The sequence below is a fragment of the Kutzneria kofuensis genome (assembly GCF_014203355.1).
In the GTDB taxonomy this organism is placed as follows: domain Bacteria; phylum Actinomycetota; class Actinomycetes; order Mycobacteriales; family Pseudonocardiaceae; genus Kutzneria; species Kutzneria kofuensis.
This window is the reverse complement of sequence record NZ_JACHIR010000001.1, coordinates 3893451-3918991: the sequence shown is the minus strand read 5'-3', so window position 1 is coordinate 3918991 and position 25541 is coordinate 3893451. Positions and strand designations below refer to the sequence as shown.

The 25541-nt window shown below is 69.8% G+C and carries 29 protein-coding genes, 1 tRNA gene and 1 other RNA gene; 22 read left to right on the top strand and 9 right to left on the bottom strand.

Annotation, left to right across the window (positions count from 1 at the left end; all coding sequences use genetic code 11):
* The 6 genes from BJ998_RS17990 to BJ998_RS17965 are packed head-to-tail and all read left to right on the top strand — an operon-like array spanning position 1 to position 5836.
* Positions 1-1137, top strand: a complete 1137-nt coding sequence (locus BJ998_RS17990; protein WP_312890180.1) for an NAD(P)/FAD-dependent oxidoreductase — start codon at positions 1-3, stop codon at positions 1135-1137.
* Positions 1134-1325: a 2Fe-2S iron-sulfur cluster-binding protein gene (locus BJ998_RS17985; protein WP_184863153.1), complete on the top strand. Its 192-nt coding sequence runs from the start codon at positions 1134-1136 to the stop codon at positions 1323-1325. The genes BJ998_RS17990 and BJ998_RS17985 overlap by 4 nt, the downstream gene beginning before the upstream one ends.
* Positions 1322-2551 (top strand): NAD(P)/FAD-dependent oxidoreductase, encoded by a 1230-nt coding sequence (locus BJ998_RS17980; protein ID WP_184863151.1) that lies wholly within the window; start codon positions 1322-1324, stop codon positions 2549-2551. The genes BJ998_RS17985 and BJ998_RS17980 overlap by 4 nt, the downstream gene beginning before the upstream one ends.
* A complete protein-coding gene (locus BJ998_RS17975) occupies positions 2548-3414 on the top strand; it encodes a dihydrodipicolinate synthase family protein (RefSeq protein ID WP_184863150.1) in 867 nt (288 codons plus the stop codon). Before BJ998_RS17980 ends, BJ998_RS17975 begins: the two co-directional genes overlap by 4 nt.
* A 1-nt stretch (position 3415) precedes the next feature.
* Entirely contained in the window at positions 3416-4405 is a 990-nt protein-coding gene (locus BJ998_RS17970; RefSeq protein ID WP_184863148.1) for a proline racemase family protein, read from the top strand.
* Positions 4406-4417: 12 nt separating this feature from the next.
* Positions 4418-5836 (top strand): aminopeptidase P family protein, encoded by a 1419-nt coding sequence (locus BJ998_RS17965; RefSeq protein ID WP_184863146.1) that lies wholly within the window; start codon positions 4418-4420, stop codon positions 5834-5836.
* On the opposite strand, the gene BJ998_RS17960 is transcribed toward BJ998_RS17965, so the two are convergent.
* The 3 genes from BJ998_RS17960 to BJ998_RS17950 form a co-directional block, all read right to left on the bottom strand.
* On the bottom strand, positions 5814-6131 hold the full coding sequence (locus BJ998_RS17960) for a hypothetical protein (protein WP_184863144.1): 318 nt from the start codon (positions 6129-6131) through the stop codon (positions 5814-5816). The two genes, BJ998_RS17965 and BJ998_RS17960, sit on opposite strands and share 23 nt — an antisense overlap.
* 77 nt (positions 6132-6208) lie before the next feature.
* Positions 6209-6295 (bottom strand) — tRNA-Ser (locus BJ998_RS17955).
* Positions 6296-6376: 81 nt separating this feature from the next.
* Positions 6377-6637 (bottom strand): DUF8847 domain-containing protein, encoded by a 261-nt coding sequence (locus BJ998_RS17950; protein ID WP_184863142.1) that lies wholly within the window; start codon positions 6635-6637, stop codon positions 6377-6379.
* A 74-nt stretch (positions 6638-6711) separates the two neighbouring features.
* Here BJ998_RS17950 and ffs point away from each other — a divergent pair.
* Together ffs and BJ998_RS17940 are read left to right on the top strand one after the other, a co-directional pair.
* Positions 6712-6806: signal recognition particle sRNA small type (ffs, locus tag BJ998_RS17945), an RNA gene on the top strand.
* A 57-nt stretch (positions 6807-6863) separates the two neighbouring features.
* The gene (locus BJ998_RS17940) at positions 6864-8906 is read left to right on the top strand and encodes a DNA polymerase III subunit gamma and tau (RefSeq protein WP_184863140.1); all 2043 of its coding nucleotides are present in this window, start codon (positions 6864-6866) and stop codon (positions 8904-8906) included.
* Here BJ998_RS17940 and BJ998_RS17935 read toward each other — a convergent pair.
* The gene (locus BJ998_RS17935) at positions 8887-10647 is read right to left on the bottom strand and encodes a S9 family peptidase (protein ID WP_184863138.1); all 1761 of its coding nucleotides are present in this window, start codon (positions 10645-10647) and stop codon (positions 8887-8889) included. The genes BJ998_RS17940 and BJ998_RS17935 overlap by 20 nt on opposite strands.
* A gap of 84 nt (positions 10648-10731) precedes the next feature.
* Here BJ998_RS17935 and BJ998_RS17930 point away from each other — a divergent pair, with 84 nt between their 5' ends.
* Genes BJ998_RS17930 through BJ998_RS17920 form a run of 3 tightly spaced genes read left to right on the top strand, consistent with a single transcriptional unit; the run spans position 10732 to position 12115 of the window.
* Positions 10732-11058, top strand: coding sequence for a YbaB/EbfC family nucleoid-associated protein (locus BJ998_RS17930; protein ID WP_184868742.1), 327 nt, complete (start codon positions 10732-10734; stop codon positions 11056-11058).
* A gap of 2 nt (positions 11059-11060) precedes the next feature.
* Complete coding sequence (gene recR / locus BJ998_RS17925) at positions 11061-11657, top strand: recombination mediator RecR (protein ID WP_184863136.1); 597 nt, start codon at positions 11061-11063, stop codon at positions 11655-11657.
* Entirely contained in the window at positions 11654-12115 is a 462-nt protein-coding gene (locus tag BJ998_RS17920; RefSeq protein WP_184863134.1) for a uridine kinase family protein, read from the top strand. The genes recR and BJ998_RS17920 overlap by 4 nt, the downstream gene beginning before the upstream one ends.
* Here the strand turns inward: BJ998_RS17920 and BJ998_RS48640 are convergent.
* Positions 12098-15121, bottom strand: a complete 3024-nt coding sequence (locus tag BJ998_RS48640; protein WP_312890556.1) for an AfsR/SARP family transcriptional regulator — start codon at positions 15119-15121, stop codon at positions 12098-12100. The genes BJ998_RS17920 and BJ998_RS48640 overlap by 18 nt on opposite strands.
* A gap of 273 nt (positions 15122-15394) precedes the next feature.
* Here BJ998_RS48640 and BJ998_RS17910 point away from each other — a divergent pair, with 273 nt between their 5' ends.
* From BJ998_RS17910 to BJ998_RS17875, 8 genes are all read left to right on the top strand, one after another.
* The gene (locus tag BJ998_RS17910) at positions 15395-16024 is read left to right on the top strand and encodes a YbaB/EbfC family nucleoid-associated protein (protein ID WP_184863130.1); all 630 of its coding nucleotides are present in this window, start codon (positions 15395-15397) and stop codon (positions 16022-16024) included.
* Between the two features lie 2 nt (positions 16025-16026).
* Entirely contained in the window at positions 16027-16770 is a 744-nt protein-coding gene (locus BJ998_RS17905; RefSeq protein ID WP_184863128.1) for a WXG100-like domain-containing protein, read from the top strand.
* The gene (locus tag BJ998_RS17900) at positions 16767-17891 is read left to right on the top strand and encodes a TNT domain-containing protein (protein WP_184863126.1); all 1125 of its coding nucleotides are present in this window, start codon (positions 16767-16769) and stop codon (positions 17889-17891) included. Before BJ998_RS17905 ends, BJ998_RS17900 begins: the two co-directional genes overlap by 4 nt.
* Positions 17888-18148: a hypothetical protein gene (locus BJ998_RS17895; protein WP_184863124.1), complete on the top strand. Its 261-nt coding sequence runs from the start codon at positions 17888-17890 to the stop codon at positions 18146-18148. The genes BJ998_RS17900 and BJ998_RS17895 overlap by 4 nt, the downstream gene beginning before the upstream one ends.
* A gap of 78 nt (positions 18149-18226) precedes the next feature.
* Complete coding sequence (locus BJ998_RS17890) at positions 18227-18460, top strand: hypothetical protein (RefSeq protein WP_184863123.1); 234 nt, start codon at positions 18227-18229, stop codon at positions 18458-18460.
* Positions 18461-18680: 220 nt separating this feature from the next.
* Positions 18681-19883 (top strand): WXG100 family type VII secretion target, encoded by a 1203-nt coding sequence (locus tag BJ998_RS17885; RefSeq protein WP_184863121.1) that lies wholly within the window; start codon positions 18681-18683, stop codon positions 19881-19883.
* 7 nt (positions 19884-19890) lie between these two features.
* The gene (locus tag BJ998_RS17880; RefSeq protein ID WP_184863119.1) at positions 19891-20289 is read left to right on the top strand and encodes a UCP033725 family protein; all 399 of its coding nucleotides are present in this window, start codon (positions 19891-19893) and stop codon (positions 20287-20289) included.
* Between the two features lie 605 nt (positions 20290-20894).
* The gene (locus BJ998_RS17875) at positions 20895-21317 is read left to right on the top strand and encodes a UCP033725 family protein (protein ID WP_184863117.1); all 423 of its coding nucleotides are present in this window, start codon (positions 20895-20897) and stop codon (positions 21315-21317) included.
* Positions 21318-21462: 145 nt separating this feature from the next.
* Here BJ998_RS17875 and BJ998_RS17870 read toward each other — a convergent pair whose 3' ends face one another.
* Positions 21463-21681 carry a hypothetical protein gene (locus tag BJ998_RS17870; protein WP_184863115.1) on the bottom strand — a complete coding sequence of 73 codons (219 nt, stop codon included), beginning with the start codon at positions 21679-21681 and terminating at the stop codon, positions 21463-21465.
* Entirely contained in the window at positions 21669-22238 is a 570-nt protein-coding gene (locus tag BJ998_RS17865) for a hypothetical protein (protein ID WP_184863113.1), read from the bottom strand. Before BJ998_RS17865 ends, BJ998_RS17870 begins: the two co-directional genes overlap by 13 nt.
* A gap of 127 nt (positions 22239-22365) precedes the next feature.
* Between BJ998_RS17865 and BJ998_RS17860 the strand changes: the two genes are divergently transcribed.
* The gene (locus tag BJ998_RS17860; RefSeq protein WP_184863111.1) at positions 22366-23202 is read left to right on the top strand and encodes a helix-turn-helix domain-containing protein; all 837 of its coding nucleotides are present in this window, start codon (positions 22366-22368) and stop codon (positions 23200-23202) included.
* Here the strand turns inward: BJ998_RS17860 and BJ998_RS17855 are convergent.
* On the bottom strand, positions 23158-23409 hold the full coding sequence (locus BJ998_RS17855; RefSeq protein WP_184863109.1) for a helix-turn-helix domain-containing protein: 252 nt from the start codon (positions 23407-23409) through the stop codon (positions 23158-23160). The two genes, BJ998_RS17860 and BJ998_RS17855, sit on opposite strands and share 45 nt — an antisense overlap.
* Positions 23410-23442: 33 nt before the next feature.
* Between BJ998_RS17855 and map the strand changes: the two genes are divergently transcribed.
* Positions 23443-24210 (top strand): type I methionyl aminopeptidase, encoded by a 768-nt coding sequence (map, locus tag BJ998_RS17850; RefSeq protein ID WP_184863107.1) that lies wholly within the window; start codon positions 23443-23445, stop codon positions 24208-24210.
* Positions 24210-24920 carry a class II aldolase/adducin family protein gene (locus tag BJ998_RS17845; protein ID WP_184868741.1) on the top strand — a complete coding sequence of 237 codons (711 nt, stop codon included), beginning with the start codon at positions 24210-24212 and terminating at the stop codon, positions 24918-24920. The genes map and BJ998_RS17845 overlap by 1 nt, the downstream gene beginning before the upstream one ends.
* Here the strand turns inward: BJ998_RS17845 and BJ998_RS17840 are convergent.
* Positions 24840-25457, bottom strand: coding sequence for a DedA family protein (locus BJ998_RS17840; protein ID WP_184863105.1), 618 nt, complete (start codon positions 25455-25457; stop codon positions 24840-24842). The two genes, BJ998_RS17845 and BJ998_RS17840, sit on opposite strands and share 81 nt — an antisense overlap.
* Positions 25458-25541 lie beyond the last annotated feature (84 nt).

Genomic DNA, 25541 nt, shown 5'->3' with positions numbered 1-25541 from the left:
GTGCACGTTGTTGTCGTCGGCGCCGGGGTCATCGGCGCGGCCTGCGCCGAGGCGCTCAGCGCGGCCGGCGCGACGGTCACCGTGGTCGACCGCAGCGGCCCGGCCGCCGGCACGACCGGCGCGGGCGAGGGCAACGTGCTCGTCTCGGACAAGGAACCGGGCCCGGAACTCGAACTGGCCCAGGCGTCCCGCCGCCAACTCCCGGAACTGCTCGCCAGGCTGGCGGACGAACTCGGGGCCGAACAAGCCGATGTCGAGTGGCAGCCCAAGGGCGGTCTGGTGGTCGCGACCACGGATTCGGGACCGCTGCACGATTTCGCGGCACGGCAACGAGCTGCCGGCGTGCTTGCCGAGGAGATCACGCCGGAGCGGGCGTTCGAGCTGGAGCCGAACCTGACCCGCGAGATCACCGGGGCCGTCCTGTACCCCGAGGACGGCCAGGTGCAACCCGTGCTGCTGGCCACCACGCTGCTTACCGCCGTGCGGCAGCGTGGCGGCCGGCTCCTCTCCGGGGTGACCGCGACCGGCGTCACGAAGAACGCCTTGGTCACGGACAGCGGGACCATTCCGTGTGATCACGTCGTCAACGCCTGTGGACCGTGGGCCGGCGACTTCGCCACGAGGGCCGGTGCGCCGATCCCGGTGCTGCCCCGCCGTGGCCTGATCCTGGTGACGACGCCGGTCGCGGATCTGGTGCGGCACAAGGTGTACGACGCGGACTACGTCGGCGCGGTGGCCAGCGGCGAGGCCGACCTGCAGACGTCGACGGTGGTGGAGTCGACGCCGGCCGGCACGGTGCTGATCGGCTCCAGCCGGCAGCGCGTCGGCTTCGACGACACCATCCAGGTCGACGTCCTTCGCGAGCTGGCCCGCAAGGCGATCCGGCTCTTTCCCTTGCTGGCCAAGGTGAACGTGATGCGCGCCTACGGCGGGTTCCGGCCGTACCTGCCTGATCACCTGCCAGTCATCGGGCCCGATCCACGCGTGCCGGGCCTGTGGCACGCCACTGGTCACGAGGGCGCCGGCATCGGCCTCGCCGTGGCGACGGGCCGGCTGCTCGCGGAGTTGATGACCGGCAAGGAGCCGCACGTCGACCCGAAGCCGTTTCGCGTCGACCGACAGGGGTTGGCGGCATGAACGTCACGATCGACGGCGAGCCGAGGACGGTCGAACCCGGGCGGACGATCGCGGCGGTGGTGCCGAACGTCGGCGTGTTCTGCGCGATCGGCGTCTGCCACGGCTGCCTGGTCGCGGTCAACGGCACGCCGGATGTTCGTGCATGCCAACGGGTTCTGCGCGAGGGTGACGAGGTGAGCACCCGATGACCGTCGTCGTGGTCGGCGCGGGACCGGCCGGTGTCAACGCGGCCGTCACGGCGGCACGGGCAGGCAAGGACGTGCTGTTGATCGACTCCGCTGCGAGGATCGGCGGCCAGTATCACCGGCAATCCTTCCGCGCCAAGAAAATCCGCGTCGCCCATGACCGCGTGCGGCACCTGCCCGACACCACCGTCTGGGCGATCGAGGGCAACCGCCTGCACCTCACCGGATCGCGTGTCGTCACCGCGGAAGCGCTGGTCCTGGCCACCGGCGCGTACGACCGGACGCTGCCGTTCCCGGGCTGGGACCTGCCCGGTGTCTACACCGCCGGTGCGGCGCAGGCGATGGCCAAGGGGCAGGGAATCGCGTTGGGGCACAACGTGGTTGTCGCCGGAACCGGGCCGTTCCTGCTGCCGGTGGCGAGCTCGCTGCTGGACGTCGGCGCCAAGGTGCGCGTCTTCGAGGCGAATTCCCCGTCGCGTGAGTGGCTTCGGGAACCGGAAGCGCTCATCGCCGGCCGCCGCAAGCTGATCGAGTTGGCCCAGTACGCCAAGGTCGCCCGCCACTACCGTGAACGCACCGCCGTGATCGCCGCGCACGGCGACGACCGGGTCCGCGAGGTCACCGTCGCCAGGCTCGACCGTTACTGGAATCCCTTGCAGGTCAAAAGAATCCCGGTCGACGCCGTCTGTGTCGGCTACGGTTTCGTGCCGCAGCTCGAACTCGCGATCTCCGCCGGCTGCCGCCTGCGCAACGGATTCGTCGACGTCGACCAGGAGCAGCGCACCTCCGTGCCGTGGATCTTCGCGGCCGGCGAGATCACCGGCATCGGCGGCGCGGAGCTCGCCGCCCACGAAGGCATCATCGCCGGAGCCGCGGCCGCGGGCGTGCAGGTCGGTCGCACCGTCGATCGGCGCTTCGCCGAGGCCCTGACCAGGGTGTATGCGGTGAAACCGGGCTGGCGGAGCTGGCTCGCCGACGACACGATCATCTGCCGTTGCGAACGAGTCACCCACCGCAAGCTGCGCACCGCCGCCGAGCAACGCGGCGCGGTCGCGACCCGGGCGGTGAAGCTCGCCAGCCGCGCCGGACTCGGCGTCTGCCAGGGCCGCATCTGCGGCGCCACCGTCGCCGACCTGCTCGACCTCGACCCCACCACGTTCGCCCGCCGGCCGATCGCCACCCCGATCCCGCTCGGCGACCTCGCCGCCAACCCCGTGGAGGAACAGTGATCTTCGATGGAGTGGTCGTCGCGACCGCGCTGCCCTTCGACGCCGACCTGCGCATCGACCTCGACCGCTACGCCGAGCACTGCCGCTGGCTGATCGACAGCGGCTGTCACGGCGTTGGCCCCAACGGCTCGCTCGGCGAGTACTCGTCGCTCACCGACGACGAACGCCGGACGGTGGCCCGCACCGCGATCGAGACCGTCGGTGACGACGGCATCGTGGTCGTCGGCGTGCACGCCCCCGGCTCGCACCAGGCCAAGCGTTGGGCCGAACTCGCCGCCGAGGACGGCGCGGACGGCCTGCTCTGCCTGCCGCCGACCATGTACCGGGCCAGTGACGCCGAGGTGGTCGACCACTTCGCCGCCGTCGCCTCGGTCGGCCTGCCGGTGATGGTCTACAACAACCCGTTCGACACCAAGGTGGATCTCACGCCGAAGCTGCTGAGCGAGATCGCCCAGATCGACAACGTGGTGGCGGTCAAGGAGTTCTCCGGCGACGTCCGTCGCGTGCTGGAGATCCGCGAGCAGGCGCCGGGGCTCGCGGTGATCGCCGGCGCGGACGACGTGCTGCTCGAAGCCGTGCTGATGGGCGCGACCGGCTGGTTCGCCGGCTTCCCCAACGCCTACCCGGCCGAGTCGGTCGAGCTGTTCACGCTGGCCACGCAGGGCCGGCTCGACGAGGCCCGCAAGCTGTACGAACGGCTCGTCGCCGCGTTCCGCTGGGATTCGCGCACCGAGTTCGTGCAGGCCATCAAGTACGCCATGGACAAGGTCGGCCGCTACGGCGGCCCCTGCCGCCCGCCGCGCGGGCCGCTGACCGACGCCAACCGCGCCCGGCTGGACGCCGATCTCGCCCGGGTGATCTGACGTGCGGGCCAGCAGGTACTTCACCGCCGTCGACTCGCACACCGAGGGCATGCCGACGCGGGTGATCACCGGCGGCGTCGGTCCGATCCCCGGCGCCACCATGGCCGAGCGGCGTCAGCACTTCGTCGAGAAGATGGACCACATCCGGCAGTTCCTGGTGAACGAGCCGAGGGGGCACTCGGCCATGAGCGGCGCGATCCTGCAGCCGCCGACCAGGCCGGACGCCGACTGGGGCGTGCTGTACATCGAGGTTTCCGGCTGCCTGCCGATGTGCGGGCACGGCACCATCGGCGTCGCGACCGTGCTGGTGGAGACGGGCATGGTGGAGGTCGTCGAACCGGTCACGACCGTGCGGCTGGACACCCCGGCCGGCCTGGTCGTCGCCGAGGTGAAAGTGCGCGACGGCCACGCCGAGTCGGTGCGGTTCCAGAACGTGCCGGCATACGCGCACGAACTCGACGCCGTGGTGGACGTCCCGGGGCTCGGCGAGGTGCGCTACGACATGGCCTACGGCGGCAACTTCTACGCGATCCTGCCGATCGACTCGCTGGGTATCGTCTTCGACGTCAAGGAAAAGGACCGGATTCTGGCCACCGGTTTGTCCATAATGGACGCGATCAACGCCCAGCGGCGGCCCGTGCACCGAGAGGACCCCGGCATCGCCGGCTGCAAGCACGTGCAACTGGTTGCGCCCGGCCACAACGGCAGCCACGCGCGCAACGCCATGGTCATCCACCCCGGCTGGTTCGACCGATCGCCGTGTGGAACCGGTACCAGCGCGCGGATGGCGCAGCTGCACGCCCGCGGCGAACTGGCGCTGCACACCGACTTCGTGAACGAATCGCTGCTGGGCACCAGGTTCACCGGGCGCCTCGTGGCCGAGACGTCACACGGCGTGACCCCGACGATCGAAGGCCGCGCCTGGCTGACCGGCATGGCACAGTACCTGCTGGACCCAACCGACCCGTTCCCGAACGGGTTCACGCTGTGAGGAGTGCTCCAGATGACTGATCGGCCGGCGAGGCGAGACCCGTCCAGGCTGGTCGAGGCGACCGGATTCCGGTCCTCGGTCGGAACAGGCTGGGGCGATGCGGCCCGCGAGGTCCGGCTGACCCCGGGCGCGCGGGAGGCCGCCGCCGCGCACCGGGCCCGGCTGTCGGCCGAGTTCCCCGGGCAGCGCATCGCGGTCGCCTCCGGACGGGCCCCGGTCAGGGCCAACGACACCGACTACGACTTCCGTCCGGACAGCGACTTCTCCTGGCTCACCGGCTGCAACGCCGAGGGCGCCGTGCTGCTGATGCTGCCGGTTTCCGGCGGGCACGAGGCCGTGCTGCTGCTGCGCGAGCCGGCCCGCCCCGGCGACCCGGAGTTCTTCGGCAGCGCCCGCGACGGCGAGCTGTGGATCGGGCCCGTGCCCGGCCTCGCCGAGTGGAGCGAGGCGCTCGGCCTGACGTGCCGGCGTATCGAGGACCTGCCCGGATTGCTGCGCGGCCAGCACCCGGCGGTCAACGCCACCGGCGGCGTCGAGCCGATGCTGGACGCGCTCGGTTACGGCAACAGCTCCGGCCTGCGCACAGTTCTGGCGGAGCTGCGCCGATTCAAGGACGACTGGGAGATCGGCCAGCTGCAGGCCGCCGTCGACGCCACCGTGCTCGGCTTCGCCGAGGTGGCCGCCGAGCTGCCGATGGCGATCAAGGGCGGCGGCGAGCGCTGGCTGCAGGGCACCTTCGACCGGCGGGCCCGCACCAGCGGCAACGCCCCCGGCTACGCCTCCATCCTGGCCGCCGGCCCGCACGCCCCGGTGCTGCACTGGGTGCGCTGCGACGGCGACGTGCCCGCCGACGGGTTGCTGCTGATGGACGCCGGCGTCGAGGTCAACACCTACTACACCGCCGACGTGACCAGGACCTTCCCCGTCAACGGCAAGTTCAGCGACCCGCAGCGCCAGGTGTACGAACTCGTGCTCAAGGCGCACCTGGCCGCCATGGCCGACGTGCGGCCCGGCGTCGAGTACCGGGCGTTCCACAACACCGCCATGCGGGTGCTCGCCGAGGGCCTGCACGACTGGGGGTTGCTGCCCGTCTCCGTCGACGAGGCGCTGGACCCCGACGGCCAGCACCACCGGCGCTACATCGTCTGTGGCGTCGGCCACTACCTCGGCCTGGACGTGCACGACTGCGCCCGGGCCCGCGCCGAGGCGTACCACGAGGGCACGCTGGCCGCCGGCATGGCGCTGACCGTCGAGCCGGGGCTGTACTTCCACCCCAACGACCTCACCGTGCCGCCGGAGCTGCGCGGGCTCGGCGTGCGTATCGAGGACGACCTCGTCGTCACCGACACCGGCGCCGACGTGCTCTCCTCCGCGCTGCCCATCACCGCCGCCGGCATCGAGGAGTGGGTCAGCGGCTGTCTTCGGGGCTGACCAGCTCCAGCTCCAGCTGCGGCGACACGTGATCGGCCGCTGCCTGCCTCACCTGCGGGGAGCGCAGGCAGCGGCCGCACGTCACCGGGTCGTTGGTCGGCTCGAACCGGGTGAAGTCCCACGTGCCCGTGCCCACGTGACAGCCCGGGGCCGGGATCAGCATGTCGCCCAACCACCGCTGTAAATGCACCGCGTGCACCGTCGACGAGTTGCCCAGCCGCCCGTTGCGCTGGTCGAACCGTCGCCGGGCCTGGGATGCCGTCCCCTCCAGGAGCGCGCTCAGCGGATCCGTCACCCCACCAGCCTGGCACGCCGGTCTGACATTCCCGGGAACAGCAGAGGCCCCGCCGTGTCGGCGGGGCCTCTGACCTGCGGAGGATACGGGATTTGAACCCGTGAGGGGTTTAATCCCCAACACGATTTCCAGTCGTGCGCCCTAGGCCACTAGGCGAATCCTCCGCGTGGGAGCTTACCGGAGGGGTGCCTGACCAGCCAAAACGGCTGGTGAGGGGCCTGCGGGCCGGTCGGGCGGGGCAGCGCTCAGCTGCGGGCGCGGGTGCCCGCGTAGACGTACTTCCATCGGCCACGGACGGGCTCGGCGGGACGCTCGTAGACGATGACCGGCAACGCGGCCAGCGCCGCCTTCAGCTTCTCCCGGTTGCGTTCCTTGGGCAGCTGCGGGAACTCCCACCGCGGCAACGTCGGAACCCCGTCCCGCTGCGCCGGGACCTTGATCGTCCGGCCGTCCTCGGGACCGCCGAACAGCTCGATGTCGATCTCAAGCCGTGTGTCCTCCGCCATGGCCCGGCATCCTGCTCCGCTCCCGAAGACCCCGCCTCCCGAAGCACCGGATCGAGGGACCCGCTACACTCAGACACGGACCTCGTGCGGTGTCCATCCTGTGAACCTCCCCAGGGCCGGAAGGCAGCAAGGATAAGCGGGCTCTGACAGGTGCGCGGGGTCCCCTTTTTTTGCCCGGACGAGGTCCGGCACGGAACTGTCGGACCACCGCAGTAGGGTCGTACCCGTGGCGCTCGCCCTCTACCGCAAGTACCGGCCCGCGACCTTTGCCGAGGTCGTCGGCCAGGACCACGTCACCGAGCCGCTGCGGGCCGCGTTGGCCGCGGGGCGGGTCAACCACGCCTACCTGTTCTCCGGTCCACGGGGCTGCGGCAAGACGTCCAGCGCCCGCATCCTGGCCCGGTCGCTGAACTGCGCGCAGGGACCGACGCCGAACCCGTGCGGGGTGTGCAACTCCTGCATCGGACTGGCCCCGGGCGGCTCCGGCACGGTGGACGTGGTGGAGCTGGACGCGGCCAGCCACGGCGGCGTCGACGACGCCCGCGAGCTGCGCGACCGCGCCTTCTACGCGCCGGCGGAGGCCCGCTACCGCGTCTTCATCATCGACGAGGCGCACATGGTCACCACGCAGGGCTTCAACGCCCTGCTGAAGATCGTGGAGGAGCCGCCGGAGCACCTCATCTTCGTGTTCGCCACGACCGAGCCGGAGAAGGTGCTGCCGACCATCCGGTCCCGCACCCACCACTACCCGTTCCGGTTGATCCCGCCGGGCACGCTGCGCGGCCTGCTGGAGAACATCTGCGGCGACGAGGGCGTGAAGGTCGAGCCGGCCGTCTACCCGCTGGTGCTGCGCGCGGGCGGCGGCTCGGCCCGTGACACGTTGTCGGTGATGGACCAGCTGCTGGCCGGCGCGGGCGACGAGGGCGTCACCTACGAGCGGGCGATCGCGCTGCTCGGCGTCACGGACATCGCCCTGATCGACGAGATGGTCCGCGGCCTGGCCGCCAACGACGGCGCGGCGGTGTACGGCACGCTCGACCGGGTCGTCGAGGCCGGCCACGACCCCCGCCGCTTCGCGGCGGACCTGCTGGAACGGCTGCGCGACCTGGTGCTGCTGTCCGCGGTGCCGGACGCCGGCCAGCGCGGGCTGATCACCGCGCCGGAGGACGAGCTGGCGCAGATGCAGGAGCAGGTCCAGGGGCTGGGCCCGGCCACCCTCACCCGGTACGCCGAGATCGTGCACGCCGGCCTGATCGAGATGCGCGGGGCGACCGCGCCGCGGCTCGTGCTGGAGCTGCTGTGCTCCCGGATGATGCTGCCGGCCGCCAGCGCCACCGACGCGGCACTGCTGCAACGGATCGAGCAGTTGGAGCACCGCCCGGTCGCAGCCGCCGGTGCAGTCGCGGTCGACGCCGCGGCTCCGGTGGCGAACAAGTTCCAGCGGCCGTCGCAGCGGCCCGCGGAACCCCAGCCGGCCGAGCCCCAGCCGGAGCCGGTTGCCCAGGCGCCGGCCCCCAGGCAGCCCGAACCTCAGGTCCAGCAGCCGCCGGTCCAGCCGCCCCCGGTGCAACAAGCCCCGGTCCAGCAGCCGCCGGTCCAGCCGGAGCCGCAGCCCGAACCGGCCCCGGCGGCCGCCGCGCCCGCCGGCGAGGGCGGAGTGGACGTGGCGACGCTGCGACGGCTCTGGTCCCAGCTGCTGGCGGCGATCCCGAGCAAGTCCACGCAGGCAATGCTGATGAACGCCGCCGTGCAGTCCGTGGACGGCAACACCGTCACCATCGCCCACACCTCGGCCCCGCTGGCCCGCCGCCTCGCGGCCGCCCAGAACCAGGACGCCATCGCCGCCGCCATCGGCAAGGTCGTCGGCGGCAGCTGGCAGGTCCGCTGCGTGCACGGCGAAGCGGGTGGCGGACCGGGTGCGATGGCGGCCCCGGCGGCGGCCCCGCCTCGGCAGCGGCCCGCCGCGCCGACCCGGCCCAGCCAGGCCGCCCGCCCGCAGCCCGAGTCGCGGCCGACGCCGGTCGCACCGCCGGCGGCCGCGTCCCCGGTCGACGACATCCCGCTGCCGCCGGAGCCGGACGAGCCCGCCGAACCCGAGCCGGAACCGGAGCCGGAGAGCGAAGAGTCGATGATGGCCGAGGCGGCACGCGCGCCGGAGCCGGGCGAGCTCGTCGACCGCCGCGACCCGCACGACGTCCTGCTCGAGATGCTCGCCGAGGAACTCGGCGCGGTGCCGATCGAGAAGCGCGTCAAGCCAGCCGGCGGGTGACGAACTCGATCGCCCGGGGATAGGTGGCCAGCTTGTTCGCCAGGTTGGCCATCTGGTGCCCCTCGTCGGCGTGCACCACCAGCTCGCACTCGACGCCGTTGCGGCGCACCGCCTCGGCCAGCTGCTCCGCCTCGCTCAGCGGCACCCGCGGGTCGTTCGCCCCGTGCACCACGAAGAGCGGCGCGCGGATCTGGTCGACCTTGTTCATCGGGGACGCCTCCTCCAGGAAGTCCCGGTCGGAGTCCAGCCAGCCGTACTCCCGCTCCCGCAGGCGCCGCCGGTACGGCGAGGTGTTCTCCAGGAACGTGACGAGCGAGGAGATGCCGACGATGTCCACGCCGGCCGCCCACCGCTCCGGCAGGAACGCCAGCCCGGCGAGCACCAGGTAGCCGCCGTAGGACCGGCCCCACAGCGCGACCTTCGCCGGATCGACCCCGATCGACGGCAGCCAGTCGTGCAGCACCGCCAGGTCCTGCACCGAGTCCAGCCGCCTGCGCCGGTCGTCGGCCGAGTAGTACGACTTGCCGTAGCCGATGGATCCTCGGATGTTCGGGACCACGACCACGTGCCCCGCGGCGACCAGCCCCTGCACCAGCGGATCGAACCGGCGCTGCGACTGCCCCTCGGGGCCGCCGTGCAGGAACAACACCGCGGATTTGCCGCTGCCGTAGACGAAGCACGGGATCTGGCCGTTGGCGCGGACGTGCGTCGGCTCCACCATGCCGGCCAGCTGCGACCCGGTGTCGGTCAGCGGGGTGACCTTCGCCGACTCCAGGTCGACCAGCAGCACGTCCATCGGGATGGTCGGCGAGCTGAACGTCACCGCCACGTACCGGGAGTTCGGCGAGAACACCGGATCCAGCAGCGGATACGAGGTCCAGCCGTCGGCGGGCAGCTGGATCTCGTCGAGCTGGCGGCCGGTCGGGCCCTCGTGCACGGTCAGCCGGGCGACACCGTCGACGTTGGTCATCACCAGCAGCTTCTGCCCGTCCGGCGACAGCCAGCCGATCAGGTCGTGCTGGTCGGAGGCGACCAGCCACGTCCACTGCCCGCTGGCCAGGTCGTACCGGGCAACGGCCTTGAACTCGCGGTCCCGGTTGCTGGTGGCGATCAGGCCGGAGCCGTCGGGCAGCCAGCCGACATGGCCGATGTTGGTCGGCTCGTCGGCGCCGGTCAGCTCGACCACCTGGTCGGCCTCGGTCGCCGGCATGGTGTCGACCAGCAGCAGCTGGGTCGAGTTCGCCTGGTCGGTGCCGACCGTGGTGGCCAGGTACCGACTGTCGGGGGACAGCGCCGCGTCGGCCGAGTAGCCGCCGCGGTCGTAGACGACCTCCTCGGCCCCGCTGAACAGGTTGCGCACCACCACGTCGAAGTCGACCTTGTTGCGCCGGTTCGTGGCGTACACGACGCGGCCGTCCAGCATGCCCCCCAGCCGGTGGATGTGCCGTTCGTCGTGCACGATCGGCTCGAACTCCGACGCGCCGAGCCGCAGCAGCGACAGCTGGCCGCGCTCGTTGCCGCCGCTGTCGTGCTCGACGACCACGGCGCGCTCGCCCCTGACGTACTTCGCATTGCTCACGCCGGTCAGGTGTGGCAGCGGCGTCGCCGTGCCGTCCGGCGCCAGCTCGACGAGCTGCACCCGGCCCGACTCGTCCGAGCCGGCCAGCACCCGCCCCTCGTCGTCGACGTCGAAAGCCCGCCACGTGTGCAGTTCCAGTAGTCGCCTCACGTCCAGCCCCATGGATCCACCCTGTCACACCCGGCGACTACGCTGGTGCTGGTCAAACCGACGAGAGGAGCCGCGGTGCAGCCCGGCCAGCCCAACATGCAACAGATCCTGCAACAGGCCCAGCAGATGCAGCAGCAGCTGGTCAACGCCCAGCAGGAGCTGGCGGCCGCCGAGGTCACCGGCACCGCGGGCGGCGGTCTGGTGACCGCGACCGTGTCCGGCGCCGGCGAGCTCAAGTCGCTGAACATCGACCCGAAGGTGGTCGACCCCGACGACGTCGAGACGCTGTCCGACCTGGTCGTCGCGGCCGTGCGCGACGCCAACAACAACGCGCAGCAGCTGGCCGCGCAGAAGATGGGCCCGCTGGCCGGTGGCCTCGGCGGCGGGTTCGACCTCGGTGGCCTGAGCCTGCCCGGGTTCTGACGGTGTACGAGGGACCGGTCCAGGACCTGATCGACGAGCTGGGGCGGCTGCCCGGCGTCGGTCCGAAGAGCGCCCAGCGCATCGCGTTCCACCTGCTCGCCGCCGATCCGGCGGACATCGGGCGACTGCAGGACGCGCTCCAGAAGGTGCGCGAAGGGGTGCAGTTCTGCCAGATCTGCGGCAACGTCTCCGAGGAGCAGACCTGCCGCATCTGCAAGGACCCGCGCCGCGACGCCACCGTGGTGTGCGTGGTCGAGGAGCCCAAGGACGTCGTGGCGGTGGAGAAGACCCGCGAGTTCAAGGGCCGCTACCACGTGCTCGGCGGCGCGCTCGACCCGTTGTCCGGCATCGGCCCGGACCAGCTGCGCATCCGCGAGCTGCTGGCCCGGATGGGCGCCGACGACATCAAGGAGATCATCCTCGCCACCGACCCGAACACCGAGGGCGAGGCGACCGCGACCTACCTGATCCGCATGCTGCGCGACTTCCCGGGGCTGACCGTCACCCGGCTGGCCTCGGGCCTGCCGATGGGCGGCGACCTGGAGTTCGCCGACGAGCTCACGCTCGGCCGCGCCCTGTCGGGGCGTCGCACGGTGTGAGGATCATCGCGATCGACGGGCCGTCCGGCGCCGGCAAGTCCAGCTACGCGGCGACGCTCGGCCTGCCGATCGTGCCCACCGACCACTTCGCCACCTGGGACGACCCGGTGGCGTGGTGGCCGCGGCTGGTCGACGGCGTGATCAAGCCGCTGCTGCGTGGCGAGCCGGGCCGGTACCGGCGGATGGACTGGAGCGGCGGCGTGCCGGCACTCGGCCCGGAGGTTGTCGTCGAGCCGACGGAAGTCCTTGTCGTGGAAGGGGTTTCCGCCGGTCGCCGGGCGGCGACGCCGTGGCTGTCGCAGCTGGTCTGGGTGGAGGCGAAGGACGCGCTCGAGCGCGCCGTCGCCCGTGACGGCGAGGCCAGCCGCGCTGATCTGGTGCGGTGGAAGGAATTCGAGCTCGGCTGGTTCCAAGTGGACGGTACGCGCGAGCGGGCCGACCTAATCGTTCAGCGCTAGCTCCAACGCCTTCCGTGCCTGCTCCAGCGTCGTGGGATGCTGCTCCGGCACGCACACGGCGATCGCCCGCCGGGCCAGCTCCACCGCCCGCTGCCGATCGCCCCGCATCCGGTGCATCGTGGCCATCTGGATCAGCGTGAACGCCTCCAGGGCCGGGCTGTCGATCTCCCGGAAGATGCTCAGCGCCTGTTCGAAACGGCGCACGGCCAATTCGGGGTCGTCGCGACGGGCCGCCACCCAGGCCACCGAGATCAGCGCGTGCGCCTCGGCGCGGCGGGCGCCGGTCTCGCGGGCATGCACAAGCGCCGTCGTCGCGTACTCATCGGCCTGCGCCAAGTCGCCGATGTCCAGGTACACCGCGGCGATGTTGTCCAGCAGACTGCTGCGACCGTCCGACGAGCCCAGCTCCGTGCGCAGGTCGAGCGCCTCGTGCATGCATGCCAGCGCCTTCTCGTACTGGCCCAGCTCCTGATAGCTCAGCCCGAGGTTGGTCAGGCACGACGCCTCGTCGTAGCGGCGCCCGAGCGCCCGGTGCCCGGCCAGCGCCTGCTCCAGCAGCGGAAGGGACGCCTCGGTTTCGCCCAACGCCTGCTTCAGCGTGCCCAACTTGAACCGCGTGGTGGCAAGGCCGGCCGGAGAACCGACCGCTTCCGCGACCTTGAGCGCCTGCTGGAAACAGTCCGCCGCCTTCGCCAGGTCACCGCGTTCGCCGTACACACCGCCGAGATCGGTCAGCGCCTCGATGAGCGCGTCGTCCGGACCCATCTCGCGGTAGTAGGCCAGCGCCAGCGACAGCTGGTCGACGGCCTCGTCGTAGTCGCTCTGATCCCACGCCAGCGCGCCAAGTGCTTGCCGCATAACGGCTTCCGCCCGCCGGTCGCCCGACCGCAGCGCCGCGGTGAGCCCGATCCGCGCGGTCCGGACGCCCTCGTCGCCGTGCCGGTGGCCGCGGAAGTACCGGTGCAGCGCGTCCGCGAGACCCCAGGCCGCCGGCAGCGGGCCCGTCTCCTCCGCCTGCGCCACCGCCGCGATCAGGTTCGCCCGCTCGGTGTCCAGCCAGGCCAGCGCCTCGAAGTGGTCGGCGAACGACGGCGTCGTCACGACAAAACCGGCGCCCGGCACCGGCAACCGCACACTGCCCGGGGACAGCCGGTTCGACGCCGCCGCCGACGCGTGGTGGTAGTAGGCGGCCAGGTTCGACCGGGCGATCACCTTCGAACCCGGGTTCTCCTCCACCTCCGTGCGCTGCTCGGCGTACAGGCGGAGCAGGGCGTGCAGGTGGTAGCGGCCCGGCGAGTGCTGCTGCACGAGGTTCGCCGCCGCGAGCCGATCCAGCAGCCGCTGCGACTCGTCCAGGCGAAGCGACGCCACCGCCGCGGCCGCCTCCACCGTGAAGTCCGGGCCGGGGATGAGACCCAGCAGGCGGAACAGCTGCCGCGCCGCCGGCTTCAGCGCGTGGTAGGAGAGGTCGAACGCCGCGTGCACGGCCGCCTCGTCGTCTCCGTCCACGACGAGCGCGTCGAGCCGGTTGCCCTCCCGGAGCCGTGCCACATAGTTCGCCACGCCCGGGCTGTTGGCCAGGTTCGCCGCCGCGATCCGCAGCGCCAACGGCAGGTAGGCGCAGAGCTGCGCCAACTCCCTGACGGCCTTCGGCTCGGCCAGGACCGCCCGTGCGCCCAGCATTTCCGTGAGCAGACCGTGCGCCTCGTCCGGCGTGAGCGCGTCCAGGCCGACGGGCCGCGCACCCTGCAACGCCGTCAGCCCCAGCAGCGTGTCCCGGCTCGTCACGAGGACCGCGCAGCCCGGACTGCCCGGCAGCAGCGGGCGGACCTGCTCGGCCGCCGCCGCGTTGTCCAGCACCACCAGCACCTGCCGGCCCGCCATGCAGGACCGGTACAGCGTGATCTGCTCCTCGACGTCCAGCGGAATCTGCGACGGCGGCACGCCGAGCGCCCGCAGGAACCTCGTCAGAGCGTCCACTGTGCTCATCGGCGGGCCCGGGGCGTAGCCGCGCAGGTTCACATACAGCTGGCCGCCGGGGAAGCGGCTGCTCACCTCGTGCGCCACGTGGATCGCCAGCGCGGTCTTGCCGACGCCAGGCGGCCCCGACAGCGTCACCAGCGGCACCGCCGTGTTCGTGTCGCCGGCCAGCAGCCGCTGCGCGATCCGGTCCGACACCTCACGCCGCCCGACGAAGTCCACCAGGTCGGCCGGCAACTCCGACGGCACCGCGCGGGTCGGTGGGCGCGGCGCCCGCTCCGGCGGCGCCAGGCCCGGGTCGTCCCGCAGCACCGCCTGGTGCATCGCCCGCAGCCGCTCCCCGGGGCCGACCCCCAGCTCCTCCCCGAGCAGGCGGCTGACCTGGCGAAACGCCTCCAGCGCCTCCACCTGCCGGCCCGAACGGTGCAGCGCCAGCATCAGCTGGCCCCAGAACCGCTCCTGGAACGGGTGCTCGCCCGTGACGGCGCGCAGCAGCGGGATCAGGTCCGTGTGCCGACCAAGGCTCAGTTCCACCTCGATGCGGCGCTCCAGCACCTCCAGCCGCTGCTCGACCAGGCGCTGGATCTCCTCGCGGTGCAGCACGTCCGACGGCACGTCCACCAGCGGCTGGCCCCGCCACAGGCTCAACGCCTGGCCGAACAGCTCCGCCGCCGTCGACAGGTCCCCGCCGGCCTGCGTCGCCCGCGCCGCCGCCGCGAGCTCCGTGAACCGCAGCAGGTCCAGGTGGTCGGCGTCGACAGTGATCAGATAGCCGTCGGCCGCCGTGCGGATGATCGACGGGTCGCCCAGCACCTGACGCAGACGCATCACGTACGTCTGCAGGGTCGCCTTCGAGCGGTGTGGCGTGTCGCCGTCCCAGATGCGGTCCACCAACTCGTCGACCGACACCACGCGGTTGGCCCGCAGCAGCAGGCAGGCAAGGAGCGTGCGGTGCTTGGCAGCGCCGATTGGCACCACCTGGCCGTCCACGACGACCTCCAGTGGCCCGAGGATCCGGAACTCCACGGCCAACCCGGTCGCACCCCTTCTTCGCCCGCGTACACGACAAGTACAGATTGTGCACGTACTCGGCGGCGTTCTTGACCTATTGCGACAAGCGGGCACTGGAAGGTGTCCGGTGAATCGGCTACCGGGCGTCACCCGCGCTGGTCACACCCCCCGACTGGTCGGCGGATCGGGGTGGCTCGAAGATGTCCCCCGAGCGGTCCGGTCACGAATCGGACGGGAACCGGTGGGACGCGGTCGGCGTCGTAGTGCCTGACGTGAGGGGTGTTGGCAATGACTGAGCCGGACTTGAGTCCAGAGCAGCGGGCGGCGAAGGTCGCCGAGCTGCGGCAACAGGCCGACGGCGCGCTGGCGGGGCTGCGTGCGCAGATGGCCGCGGTGAAGCAGGCGCAGCAGCAGGCGCTGTCGAGCACGGGGGAGGCGACGTCGCGCGACGGCAGCGTGCAGGTCGCCGTCGACGCCACCGGGGTGGTGACGTCGCTGAAGCTGTCGCCGAACGCCTTCGAGCGGACCACCCCCGACAAGCTGGCGCAGACCGTCGTCGCCACGATCCAGGCCGCCGCCGCCAAGGCCCGGGCCAAGGTGTCCGAGACGCTCGCGCCGGTTCGCGCGCAGAGCGCCAACGTGCTCGCCGCCGCCGGCAGCGCCGTCGGGATCGACGCCGGGCAGCTCAGCACGCCCGAGGTGCCGCGGACCGCCACCGACGCCTCCGACCAGGCCGACCCGTGGCGCCAGGCCCAGGCCGCGCCGCCGTCGTACAGCCCGCCCCCGCCCGCCGCGCCGCCGGCCGCCCGGCCCGCGCCGTCCCAGCAGCCTCCGCAGCAGCAGCGCCCCACCGCGCCGTCCGGCCGTGACTACGACGATGACGACGGCGGCTCCGTGCTCAACGAAGGGTCGTGGTGAGCATGGGTGTCACCCTCCCTTCCGAGGTCACCTGGGTGCTCGACCTGATCGGCGTCGAGTGGCCCAACATCGACGAGGACGAGCTCCGCTCCGCCGCCGACCAGCTCCGCGAGCTCGGCTCCGAGCTGTCCAGCAACAACGGCGACGCCAAGTCCGAGATCGAGGAGATGCTCGGCGTCAACTCCGCCGAGTCGCTGCAGATCTTCGAGGCGCTGTGGAAGAAGCTGGCCGACGGGCACCTCCAGCAGCTCGGCGAGGGCATGGACCTGCTCGCGACCGGGTTGGACATAGCCGCCGTCGTGATCATGGCCATGAAGCTCGCCGCCATCGTGCAGCTGGTCATCCTCGCCGCCGAGCTCATCGCCGACCAGGCCGCCGCCATCGAGACCTTCGGCGCCTCCGAGGCCTTGGCCGTCGCCCAGACCGAGTTCACCGAGCAGATCGTCAAGCAGGCCATTCAGCAGGCCATCCAGACCGTCGAGCAGCAGCTGCTGTCCGTCGTCGAGGGACCCATCTTCGCCGCGCTGGAGAGCGCCGGCACCGAACTCGCCGAGCAGCTCGTCGGGGACGCGCTCGGCACCCACCAGGGCATCGACCTCGGCGCCGTGGCCGGCGCCGGCGCCGACGGGTTCAAGCAGGGCGTCAGTGACTCCGTGGACCAGGTCGAGGGCATGGCCGACAGCGTCGCCAACGATCCCTTCGGCACCGCCGAATCCGTCGCGACGAACCAGGGCATCCCGACATGAGCAAGGTCAAGATCCACCCCGACCACCTGCGCAAGTCCGGCGGCAAGGTCAAGAAGTTCGGCACCACCGTCAAGGAGACCGGGCAGAAGCTGGAGCAGACCGGCCAGAACCTGGTCGAGCACGCCTCCAACGACCGCTCCGGCGTCGGCTCCGTCGTCGCCAAGTTCACCGGCCGGGCCACCGAGCTCGCCGGCAAGGTGTTCGAGCAGGGTGGCCGGGTCGCCGAGGAGGCCGGCGGCCGCCTCGGCAAGACCGGCGACCTGTTCGAGGAGGCCGACGGCGCCGCCGCCAAGGGCCTTCGCAACGTCCACGAGGGCCGCAAGGGCAAGTCCGTCCCAGGCGGCGGCAAGCGCTCCGGCTCTCCGGTCGGCGGTGGCGGTGGCGGCAAGACCAAGAAGGCCGAGCCCGTCGCCGGCGGCGGCAAGCGCTCAGCCAGTGCCGTCGGCAACGGCAAAGGCGGCAAGGACCACGAGGTCCCGTCGCTCAGCGGTGACCTTCACGACCCGCCGAAGTCCACTCGCGACTACGACGCCAACGGCAAGACGGTGCCGACGGATGATCTGACCCATCCTCACAAGAACCTGCTCGACGACAATCTCATCAAGAAAGCGCAGGCAAATCCCAACCGTGTGCAGGACGCGTTGACGCCGGGGGCCGACCGGAATCATCCGGCCGTCAAGGACATCGTGCCGAAGGAATACGACCCCACCGGTGGGCTCGGGCAGGCCGAATGGAACAAGAAGTACTGGCCGAGCGGGCAGAAGGATGCGCACGGCAACCCTGACCTCGTGTGGCCCGATCCCCAGAAGCATCCCCAGGGTTTCGACAGCCCCGAATCGCGCCAGCCAAGCGTCCTGCAGCCTGGTCAGACCATCGACCGTTTCGGTCCCGGATTCGGCCGGTTCACCTCGCCTACCGACACTCCGTTCCCGCAGCGGGGCCTGCCGCCCAACAACCTTTCCGACGGGTACCACCAGTACGAGGTCGTTCACCCCATTCCCGTGTGGGAGGGGCCGATCGCGCCCGCGATGGGCCAGGACGGTGGCGGAACCCAGTACTACATGCCGCACTCCGTCATCGATCTTGTGAACGCCGGGTATCTCCGGGAGGTCAAGCTGTGAACATCCAGGAACTGGAATCCGCCGTAGCCGCCATCGGCATTCCCGCTCGCATGGTCGCCCTCGGCGGACATGCCCAGTATTCATGGTCCCTCGAACAGGCCGAGGACGGAGCCTGGGAGGTGTACTGGCTCGAGCGCGGTGACAAGAACGACCTGGAGCGCTTCTCCACCGAGCACCAGGCCTGCACCTACCTCCTCGGCCGCCTCACCTACAGCCAGATCCTCGCCGGCCTCTCATGGGGCGACGCCGCTCAATGACCTGGTTCCCTCCGGACCTGCCTCTACGGCAGGTCCGGAGGCCGTCTCTCGAATCGGCGTCAGCGAACCGGAGATATCGTGATCATCTCAGTCGACAGCCTCCCGAGCGCGTTGGAAGCCATCGGTATCGACGATCACGACGTGTCCATCGGCGAGACCGCCGACAACAGGTGGTGCATCGTTCTTCGAGGCACCGGTCGGTGGTCCGTCTTCTACAATGAGGCCGACGCTTGCTACGCCTTTCTTGGTCGCATGACCGTCCTGCAAATCACCCGCGATCGCTTCCAGTTTGCCGACGAGATGGAAGAATAGGCGGTGCGTATTTTGTGCCCTCGTAGCGAGGTCGTCCTGCCGCCTCGGAGAACCAGGCGTGCAACTACCTGCTCGGCCGTCTCGCATACTCTCAGGTTCTTGCTGGTCTGACCTGGAGTGCTGCCCCGTAGCCCGACCGAGTAGTTACCAAGAATCGTCTCTCGACTTGCCGTACCCTGCCCGATGGGTTGAGACGCTCTGACCGTCACCTGGGGGCGACGTGAGCAAGGCCAAGATCCATCCAGCTCATCTGCGGAAGTCGGGAGGCAAGCTCAAGAACTTCGGCGACACCATCCAGCAGGCCGGTCAGAAGCTCGAGCAGACCGGCCAGAACCTCGTCTCCCATGCTTCCGGCGACCGCTCCGGCGTCGGCTCCGTCGTCGCCAAGTTCACCGGCCGGGCCACCGAGCTCGCCGGCAAGGTCTTCGACCAGGGCGGCCGCGTCGCCGGTTCCGCAGGCCATCGCCTCGGCAAAACCGCCGACCTCTACGAAGAAGCCGACACCACCGCCGCCAAGAACCTCCGCAAGCATCATCCCGACGCGAAACGCAAGGTCGACCCGCCCGGCGGCTCCAAACGCTCCGGTTCTCCCGTCGGCAAGGGCGTTGCCGACTCTGGCAAGAAGCCGAAGCGTGCTCCCGGTGGCGGTACTCATCCAGCCGAGAAGGTTGGGTCACGCCATGGCGGCAAGGACAGGACAGCACCCACCATCCCAGGAGGTGGCGGCGAACCCGCTCGCCTCAAGGGGCGGCTCCCCGGTCCACACTCCGCCGAGGTTCAGCTTCCCGAGTTGCTCGAGCGCCACGGCGTCACGAAGGCGGAGTTCGACTCCATGCGGCACCGTATGAACCAGCCCGGCGGCACCGCGAACGTCACCCATGACGAGGCCATGAAGTGGCGAGCCATCCGCGAGGAAATTCCTCTAGAAGCTGGAATGCCCGTACAGAAGGTGCTCAGTCCCAAAGCGGTGGAGAACTATCTCGGTAACGTCGAGAGCGATGACTTCAGCTACAAGAGGGTGAGGGGTTGTTTCGCGCGCAGTGTGGATACTGATCAGTTGACCACACCTGCGTCCAACTATCGGGCATTGGCGTTGAATTACCCTGGAACGCCGTTCTCTGAAGACATGAAGTCTGTTTATGTCCTGCGGTCTACGGTTGCCGACCCGGAGAAGTATGAGATTCCCTTTGGTGGGACCACGCGGGAAGGTGTCGCCAACATTGAAGGAAGTCGACTGTGGAGCGAGCCGTTCAATGGCAATGGTGTGACTCGGTCGGATGAATATTTCGTTCCAGAATGGGAGCGTATGCCGAGCGACCTGGGAAATGGTGACCGTATAGTTCGGATCGACAGTGACGGCCGCGAGTATCCTGTCGCTACCTTCAATGGGAAGACGGGCTGGGTTCCGACGAAGAAGGGTTGATGGTCGAGTGGCATACGTAGCATATCTCCACGGTCACGAGTATGAAGCAGCGCTGACGCAGGACCCAAATGTTGTCGACCTTTATTCCGAAGGCGAAAGTCCTTCCGATGAAAGGTTTACGGAGCTTGCGCCGGGGATTCGGACGCGATCTGTGCGGTTGGACGAACTTGACGTCCTGTACAACGTGGAGTGGTACTGTGAATATAAAGGCCATCCCTTCATTGTCGACACCGACCTGGGGGACCGCCTTGCGGTGCAGTATGTCGGTGGAGACATCAGCGTTGCTGAATCGCTTGGTTTGAAGATTCAGGAGCCTCTTGTGGCTACTGGTGTGTTCCCGCGGGATCAGGTGGACAATCTGCGAGAGGTTCGTCGCCAGATCTGGCCACGTGAAAATGGTTCGTAATTTCGAGTCTCAATCTTCGCTGGAGCGGCTCTGAGCCGCCCGTTCCTGGCTTCACGCAAACGACCCCGGGCTCCTACAAGATGGCGGTCCGCTTGGAGGAGTTGGAATCTCTCTTGCTTGTCGAGTGGCGATGTGAGTATCCGGGGTGAGCCATTCATTGTCAACGGTGAGGACGGTGAAAACCTTGATGCGACTTATGTTGGAGACAGTGAAACCGGGGCTCGCGAGCTTGGCATGAACGTGGTCGAGCGGTTCGTCGCAACCGGTGAGATTCTTCGGGGGCAGGCGGAGAATCTTCGTGAGGTGAAGAAGCGCTACTGGCCCAAAGGGGGAATGCCTAGTTCGGTGTAGATGGTTCCTCCTGCTGGTGCTGCGGAGGGTGGCGCAGGGGTTCATGGCGCATCGCCCGTCGATGGTCCCGTCCGGTGGTCGGCCGAGGCCGGCCGCGCGAATATTGGCGGCTCCGTTGACTGAGGTGATTCCTTCATGGGAAGCGGGTTTACCGGGTCTGGCAGACATTTGATGTCGGGTGGGACTGGCGTGGATGGTGTTTCAAGAAGGATTACCCGCTTATATTGATGGCCTTGCTTGGGTAAAGGGGAAAAGTGGCAGACTCCCATGGACAGTACTACTTCTCCGTTGTTGGCGGGCGGAAATTCCGAACCGCATTGACGGTGGATCCGGATGTTGTCGACCTCTACTGGTTTGATGACAACCCACCGATGGTGGGCTTTGAGAAGTATGCGCCCGATCTGTACATCAGACACACGCCGATCTCGGAGACGTGTGGTGTCTACCGTGTCGAGTGGCGTTGCGAATATCGCAACGAACCATTTCTGGTGACGGGTGAAGATGCTGACAGTTTGTTGGTCTACTACCTCGGGAGAAGTGAGCCCAAGGCGCGAGAGCTTGGGCTCACTATCGAGGAGCGGTTTGTTGCAACGGGCAAATTCCCTAAGTCTGAGGTTGAAAATCTTCGTGAAGTCACGACCCAGGTGTGGCCCGACGTAGCTGCGGCAGAAAGGTGAATGTGTCGCACGGCTCGGTGATGTGACCGTCGCGGATTGGTGCCGCTATTGCATCGTGAGTGCAGGATCGATCTTGAAAACGGGATGCCTGCTATGTGTTGCTCGGCAGGATGACGCTGTTCCGATACAACTGGATATTCGCTGATCAGAGCCGGTGGGTAACGAGGTGATGGCGGGCGGTCTGTACGGAGCGTTGGCCGGCTTCGTAGGCGAGGCGGACGCGGAGGTCGGTGACGGTGAGGGCGGCGCCGTGGTGGGCGCCGGCGTGTTGGGGTTTGGGGCCGAAGAGGTGCGGGCGCAGGAGAACGGTGGCCAGGGCGAGGAGCACGCTGCCGACAGCGGCCAACAGGGTTAGCGCGAGCATGGCTGGAGTAGGTCGGCGGAGGCTTCGCGGAGGGCGGCTTGCACGGCGAGGGAGTCGCCGGGCTGCCAGTCGGTGGCGACGGGGGAGATCCACCACGTGAGTGCGCCGCCGGCGACGGGAGTGGGCGGCAGGGGGACGCACTCGCCGTGGGTGCAGAGCTCGGCGAAGGGGAGGTCGGGCGCGACGGGGATGCCGGGCAACACGAGGAACCGGATGCGGTCGGGGGAGAGCGCGGCGGGGGCGATGCGCCGTCGGAACGGGGCGGTCCGGGTGGCGGCGACGCCGAGGACGAGCGGCACGGAGATGACGTCGAACGCCGTGCCGGTGGGGGCGAGCACGGAGTAGGGCGCGATCTTCCACAGGGAGTGCACGCGTCGAACGTCACGGGTGGGCCGGGGGAAGACGGGTTCGAACTCGCCGGCGATGCGGTTGGTGTGGCCGCGGATGTACTCGGAGCCGGTCCACACGGAGCCGGGGACGATCTTCCAGCCGGCCAGGTGCGCGTAGTCGCATGCCGCCTCCTGGAGGCGGGTGCGGAGGGTGGGGGTGATGGGCATGAGCTCAATTTAGCGGGCAGGATTCTTGATAAGCTATCAGGAATATGTCCCTCGATCGGGTGGGGTTGGGTGTGGGGGCCGTGGCGGCGGGCAGGATGGGTGGCCGCGGACGAGGAGGGATGTGCCGATGGGGTCTGCCGCAGTCGCGGCGTACCGCGAGCTGCTGGGTGCAGTGCTGCGCAGCTGCCGTGAGAAGGCCGGCATGTCGCCGACCCAGGCCACGAAGCTGTTGAACTGGTACAGCAGCGTCAAGATCGCCCGACTCGAGGCGGGCGCCATCAAGGTCCCGGAGAGCGAGCTGGAGCGCATGCTCGAGCTCTACGAGGTGCCGGACGGCGAGGCGGAGAAGATCCGGTTCTTCGGGATGAAGGCCCGCGAGCGGCCGTCCCGGGTGACGGCGAGCGAGAGCACGTTCCGGGCGTACGTCGCCGAGTCGTCGGTGATCAAGACGTACACGGACCAGCTGCTGCCGGATCTGACACAGACGGTGGACTACGCGAACGCGCTGCTGTCGACGTCGCTGCGTACGGCGCCGTCGGACGTGGGTCGGGAGGCGCGTGAGCGGGTGGAGGCGCAGCGGCCGCTGACCTCGGCGACCCCGCCGGACCTGCACATCGTCACGGGCGAGCCGGCGCTGCTGCGGCCGGTCGGCGGCCGCCTGGTGCTGCGCATGCAGCTGGAGCACCTGCGCGGCCTGATCGAGCGGCCGAACGTGACGTTCCGGGTGATCCCGATCGACCGCGGCGAGCATGCGGGCCTCGGCACGGCGTTCACGCTGCTCACGTTGGCGGTGCCGGCGTTCACGACGGTCTACACGGAGAGCCTGACGGCGGTCTCGTACGCGGATTCGCCGGACGAGGTCGACGCCTACCAGCTGGCGTTTCGCCGGCTGACCGAGGCGGCGCTGCCAGAGGAGGACTCAGCGAAGCTGCTCGACCGTCGCATCGACGAGCTCGTCCAGTGACAGCCCGACGGCATCGGCGACGGCGGCGACGGTGAAGAACGCGGGGGTCGGCACGCGGCCGGTCTCGATCTTGCGCAGGGTCTCCACCGAAATACGCGCGTGCGCGGCGACGTCGACCATGCTGCGGCCGCCACGGGCGGTACGCAGCAGCCGGCCGAGCCGCTCGCCGCGGGCTCGCTCGGACTCGGTCAGGGGGACGCGCACCACAACCGTCATACTAATACCGGTAAAGTTATTGGTGTGATCGAGCTGAAGACAAAAGCCGAGATCAGGGCCATGCGCGCGGCCGGCTCGGTGGTGGCCGCGGGGCTCGCGGCCGTGAAGGAACGGGCCGCCATCGGTGTCGGCCTCAAGGAGTTGGACGCGGTCGCGGCGGAGGTCCTCGCCAGCATGGGGGCCCGCTCGTCCTTCCTGAACTACCACCCGCGCTTCGCGCCGACGCCTTATCCGGCGGTCCTGTGCACGAGCGTCAATGATGCGGTGGTGCACGGCATCCCGAACGACTACCGGCTCAACGACGGCGACGTGCTGAGCATCGACTTCGGCGCCGAGGTCGACGGCTGGCACGGCGACGCGGCGATCACGATCCTGATCGGCGAGCAGCAGCCAGAGGACATCGCGCTGGTCGAGGCCACGGAACGAGCCCTGCGGGCGGCCATCGAGGTCTGCCGGCCCGGCAACACGCTCGGCGACATCGGCCACGCCATCGGCCCGATCGCCCGCAACGCCGGCTACGGCATCCTCGCCGACCATGGCGGTCACGGCGTCGGTCACGCCATGCACGAGCTGCCGCACGTGCCCAACGAGGGCGAGCCGGGCAAGGGCATGAAGCTGCACCCCGGCCTGGTGATCGCGATCGAGCCGATGTTCACCGGCGGCGGCCAGGACACGTACTGGACCGGCCACGACGGCTGGACGCTGCTCACCGAGGACGGCAGCCGAGCGGCGCACTTCGAGCACACGATCGCCATCACCGAGGGTGACCCGATCGTCCTGACGGCCCCGTGATGCTGCTCGCGGACGCCCGGCGGGAAGTCGTCGAGACATGCCGGCGCGCGGTCGAGGACCGGCTGGTCATCGGCACCGCCGGCAATGTCAGCGTCCGCGTGGGCGACCTCGTCGCCGTGACGCCGAGCGGCCTGGACTACGGCGACCTGACGCCGGAGCTGGTCGGCGTGCACGAGCTGGACGGCACGGCCGTCGAGGCGCCGTTGAAGCCGACGAGCGAACTGCCGATGCACCTCGCGGTGTACAACGCGACCGATGCCAGGGCGGTCGTGCACACCCACTCCACCGCGGCCGCCGCGCTGTCGGTTGTCGTGGACGAGGTGCCGGCCGTGCACTACTACCTGGCGCTGCTCGGCGGTCGCGTGCTCGTGGCGCCGTATCGCCCGTTCGGCACGCCCGAGCTGGCAACTGTGCTCGTCGAAGCGCTGGGCGACCGGTCCGCGTGCCTGCTCGCCAATCACGGTGCCGTCGCCACCGGCGACGACCTGGGACAGGCGTACCAGCGGGCCGGCTACCTGGAGTGGGTCTGCGAGGTGGCGCTCAAGGTGCTCGGCGCCGGCCGCGAGCCGCGGCTGCTCACGGAGCACGAGATGAGCCAGGCCGTCCGGAACTTCATCGGCTACGGCCAGTCAGCCGGCGATGGGCTCCAGGTCGGGGTCGTCGTCGATGTCGACGGCGGTGACGGCCCGACGCCGCCGCTGCGCCCGTAGGAACATGCTGGCGGGCAGGCTGAGCACGGCCGCGATGCCCAGCGACACGCCCAGGGCCAGCGGGATGTCGTCGTCAGCGAGCTCGCCGCCGAGGTAGCCGAGCAGCGTCGCGTACAGGCACCACAGCGTGCAGCCGATCATCGAGGCCAGCGCGAACCGGCGCAGCGGGAAGCGCAGCGAGCCGCACAGCACGGCGCCGATGGTGCCGCCGCCGGGCAGCCACCGCCCGGCGACCAGGATCGGCTCGGCGTTGCGGGCCAGCCGCTCCTTGATCCAGTCCAGCACCAGGGCGGGCGTGCGGCGCTGGGCGAACTTGGCGATGGCTGGCTGCCCGATCCGCCGCCCGATGCCATAGTTGACGAGGTCGGCCAGCACGCACGAGGTGATGGCCGTGATGATCACCCATTGCAGCGGGAGCTTGCCGGACGCGGCCAGCACGCCGCAGGAGATGAGCACCGGCTCGGTGGGCAGCAGCGGCACGAAGCCGACGAGGAACACCAGCCCCAACGCCGCTGTGACACTGTCCGGAACGCTCATGTCCACAGTCAACATCCTGATCGCCCGCGTGATGCCAGATCACATGGACTCCTCAGGAATTCGACAGCGGCCCGACAGTCGGCG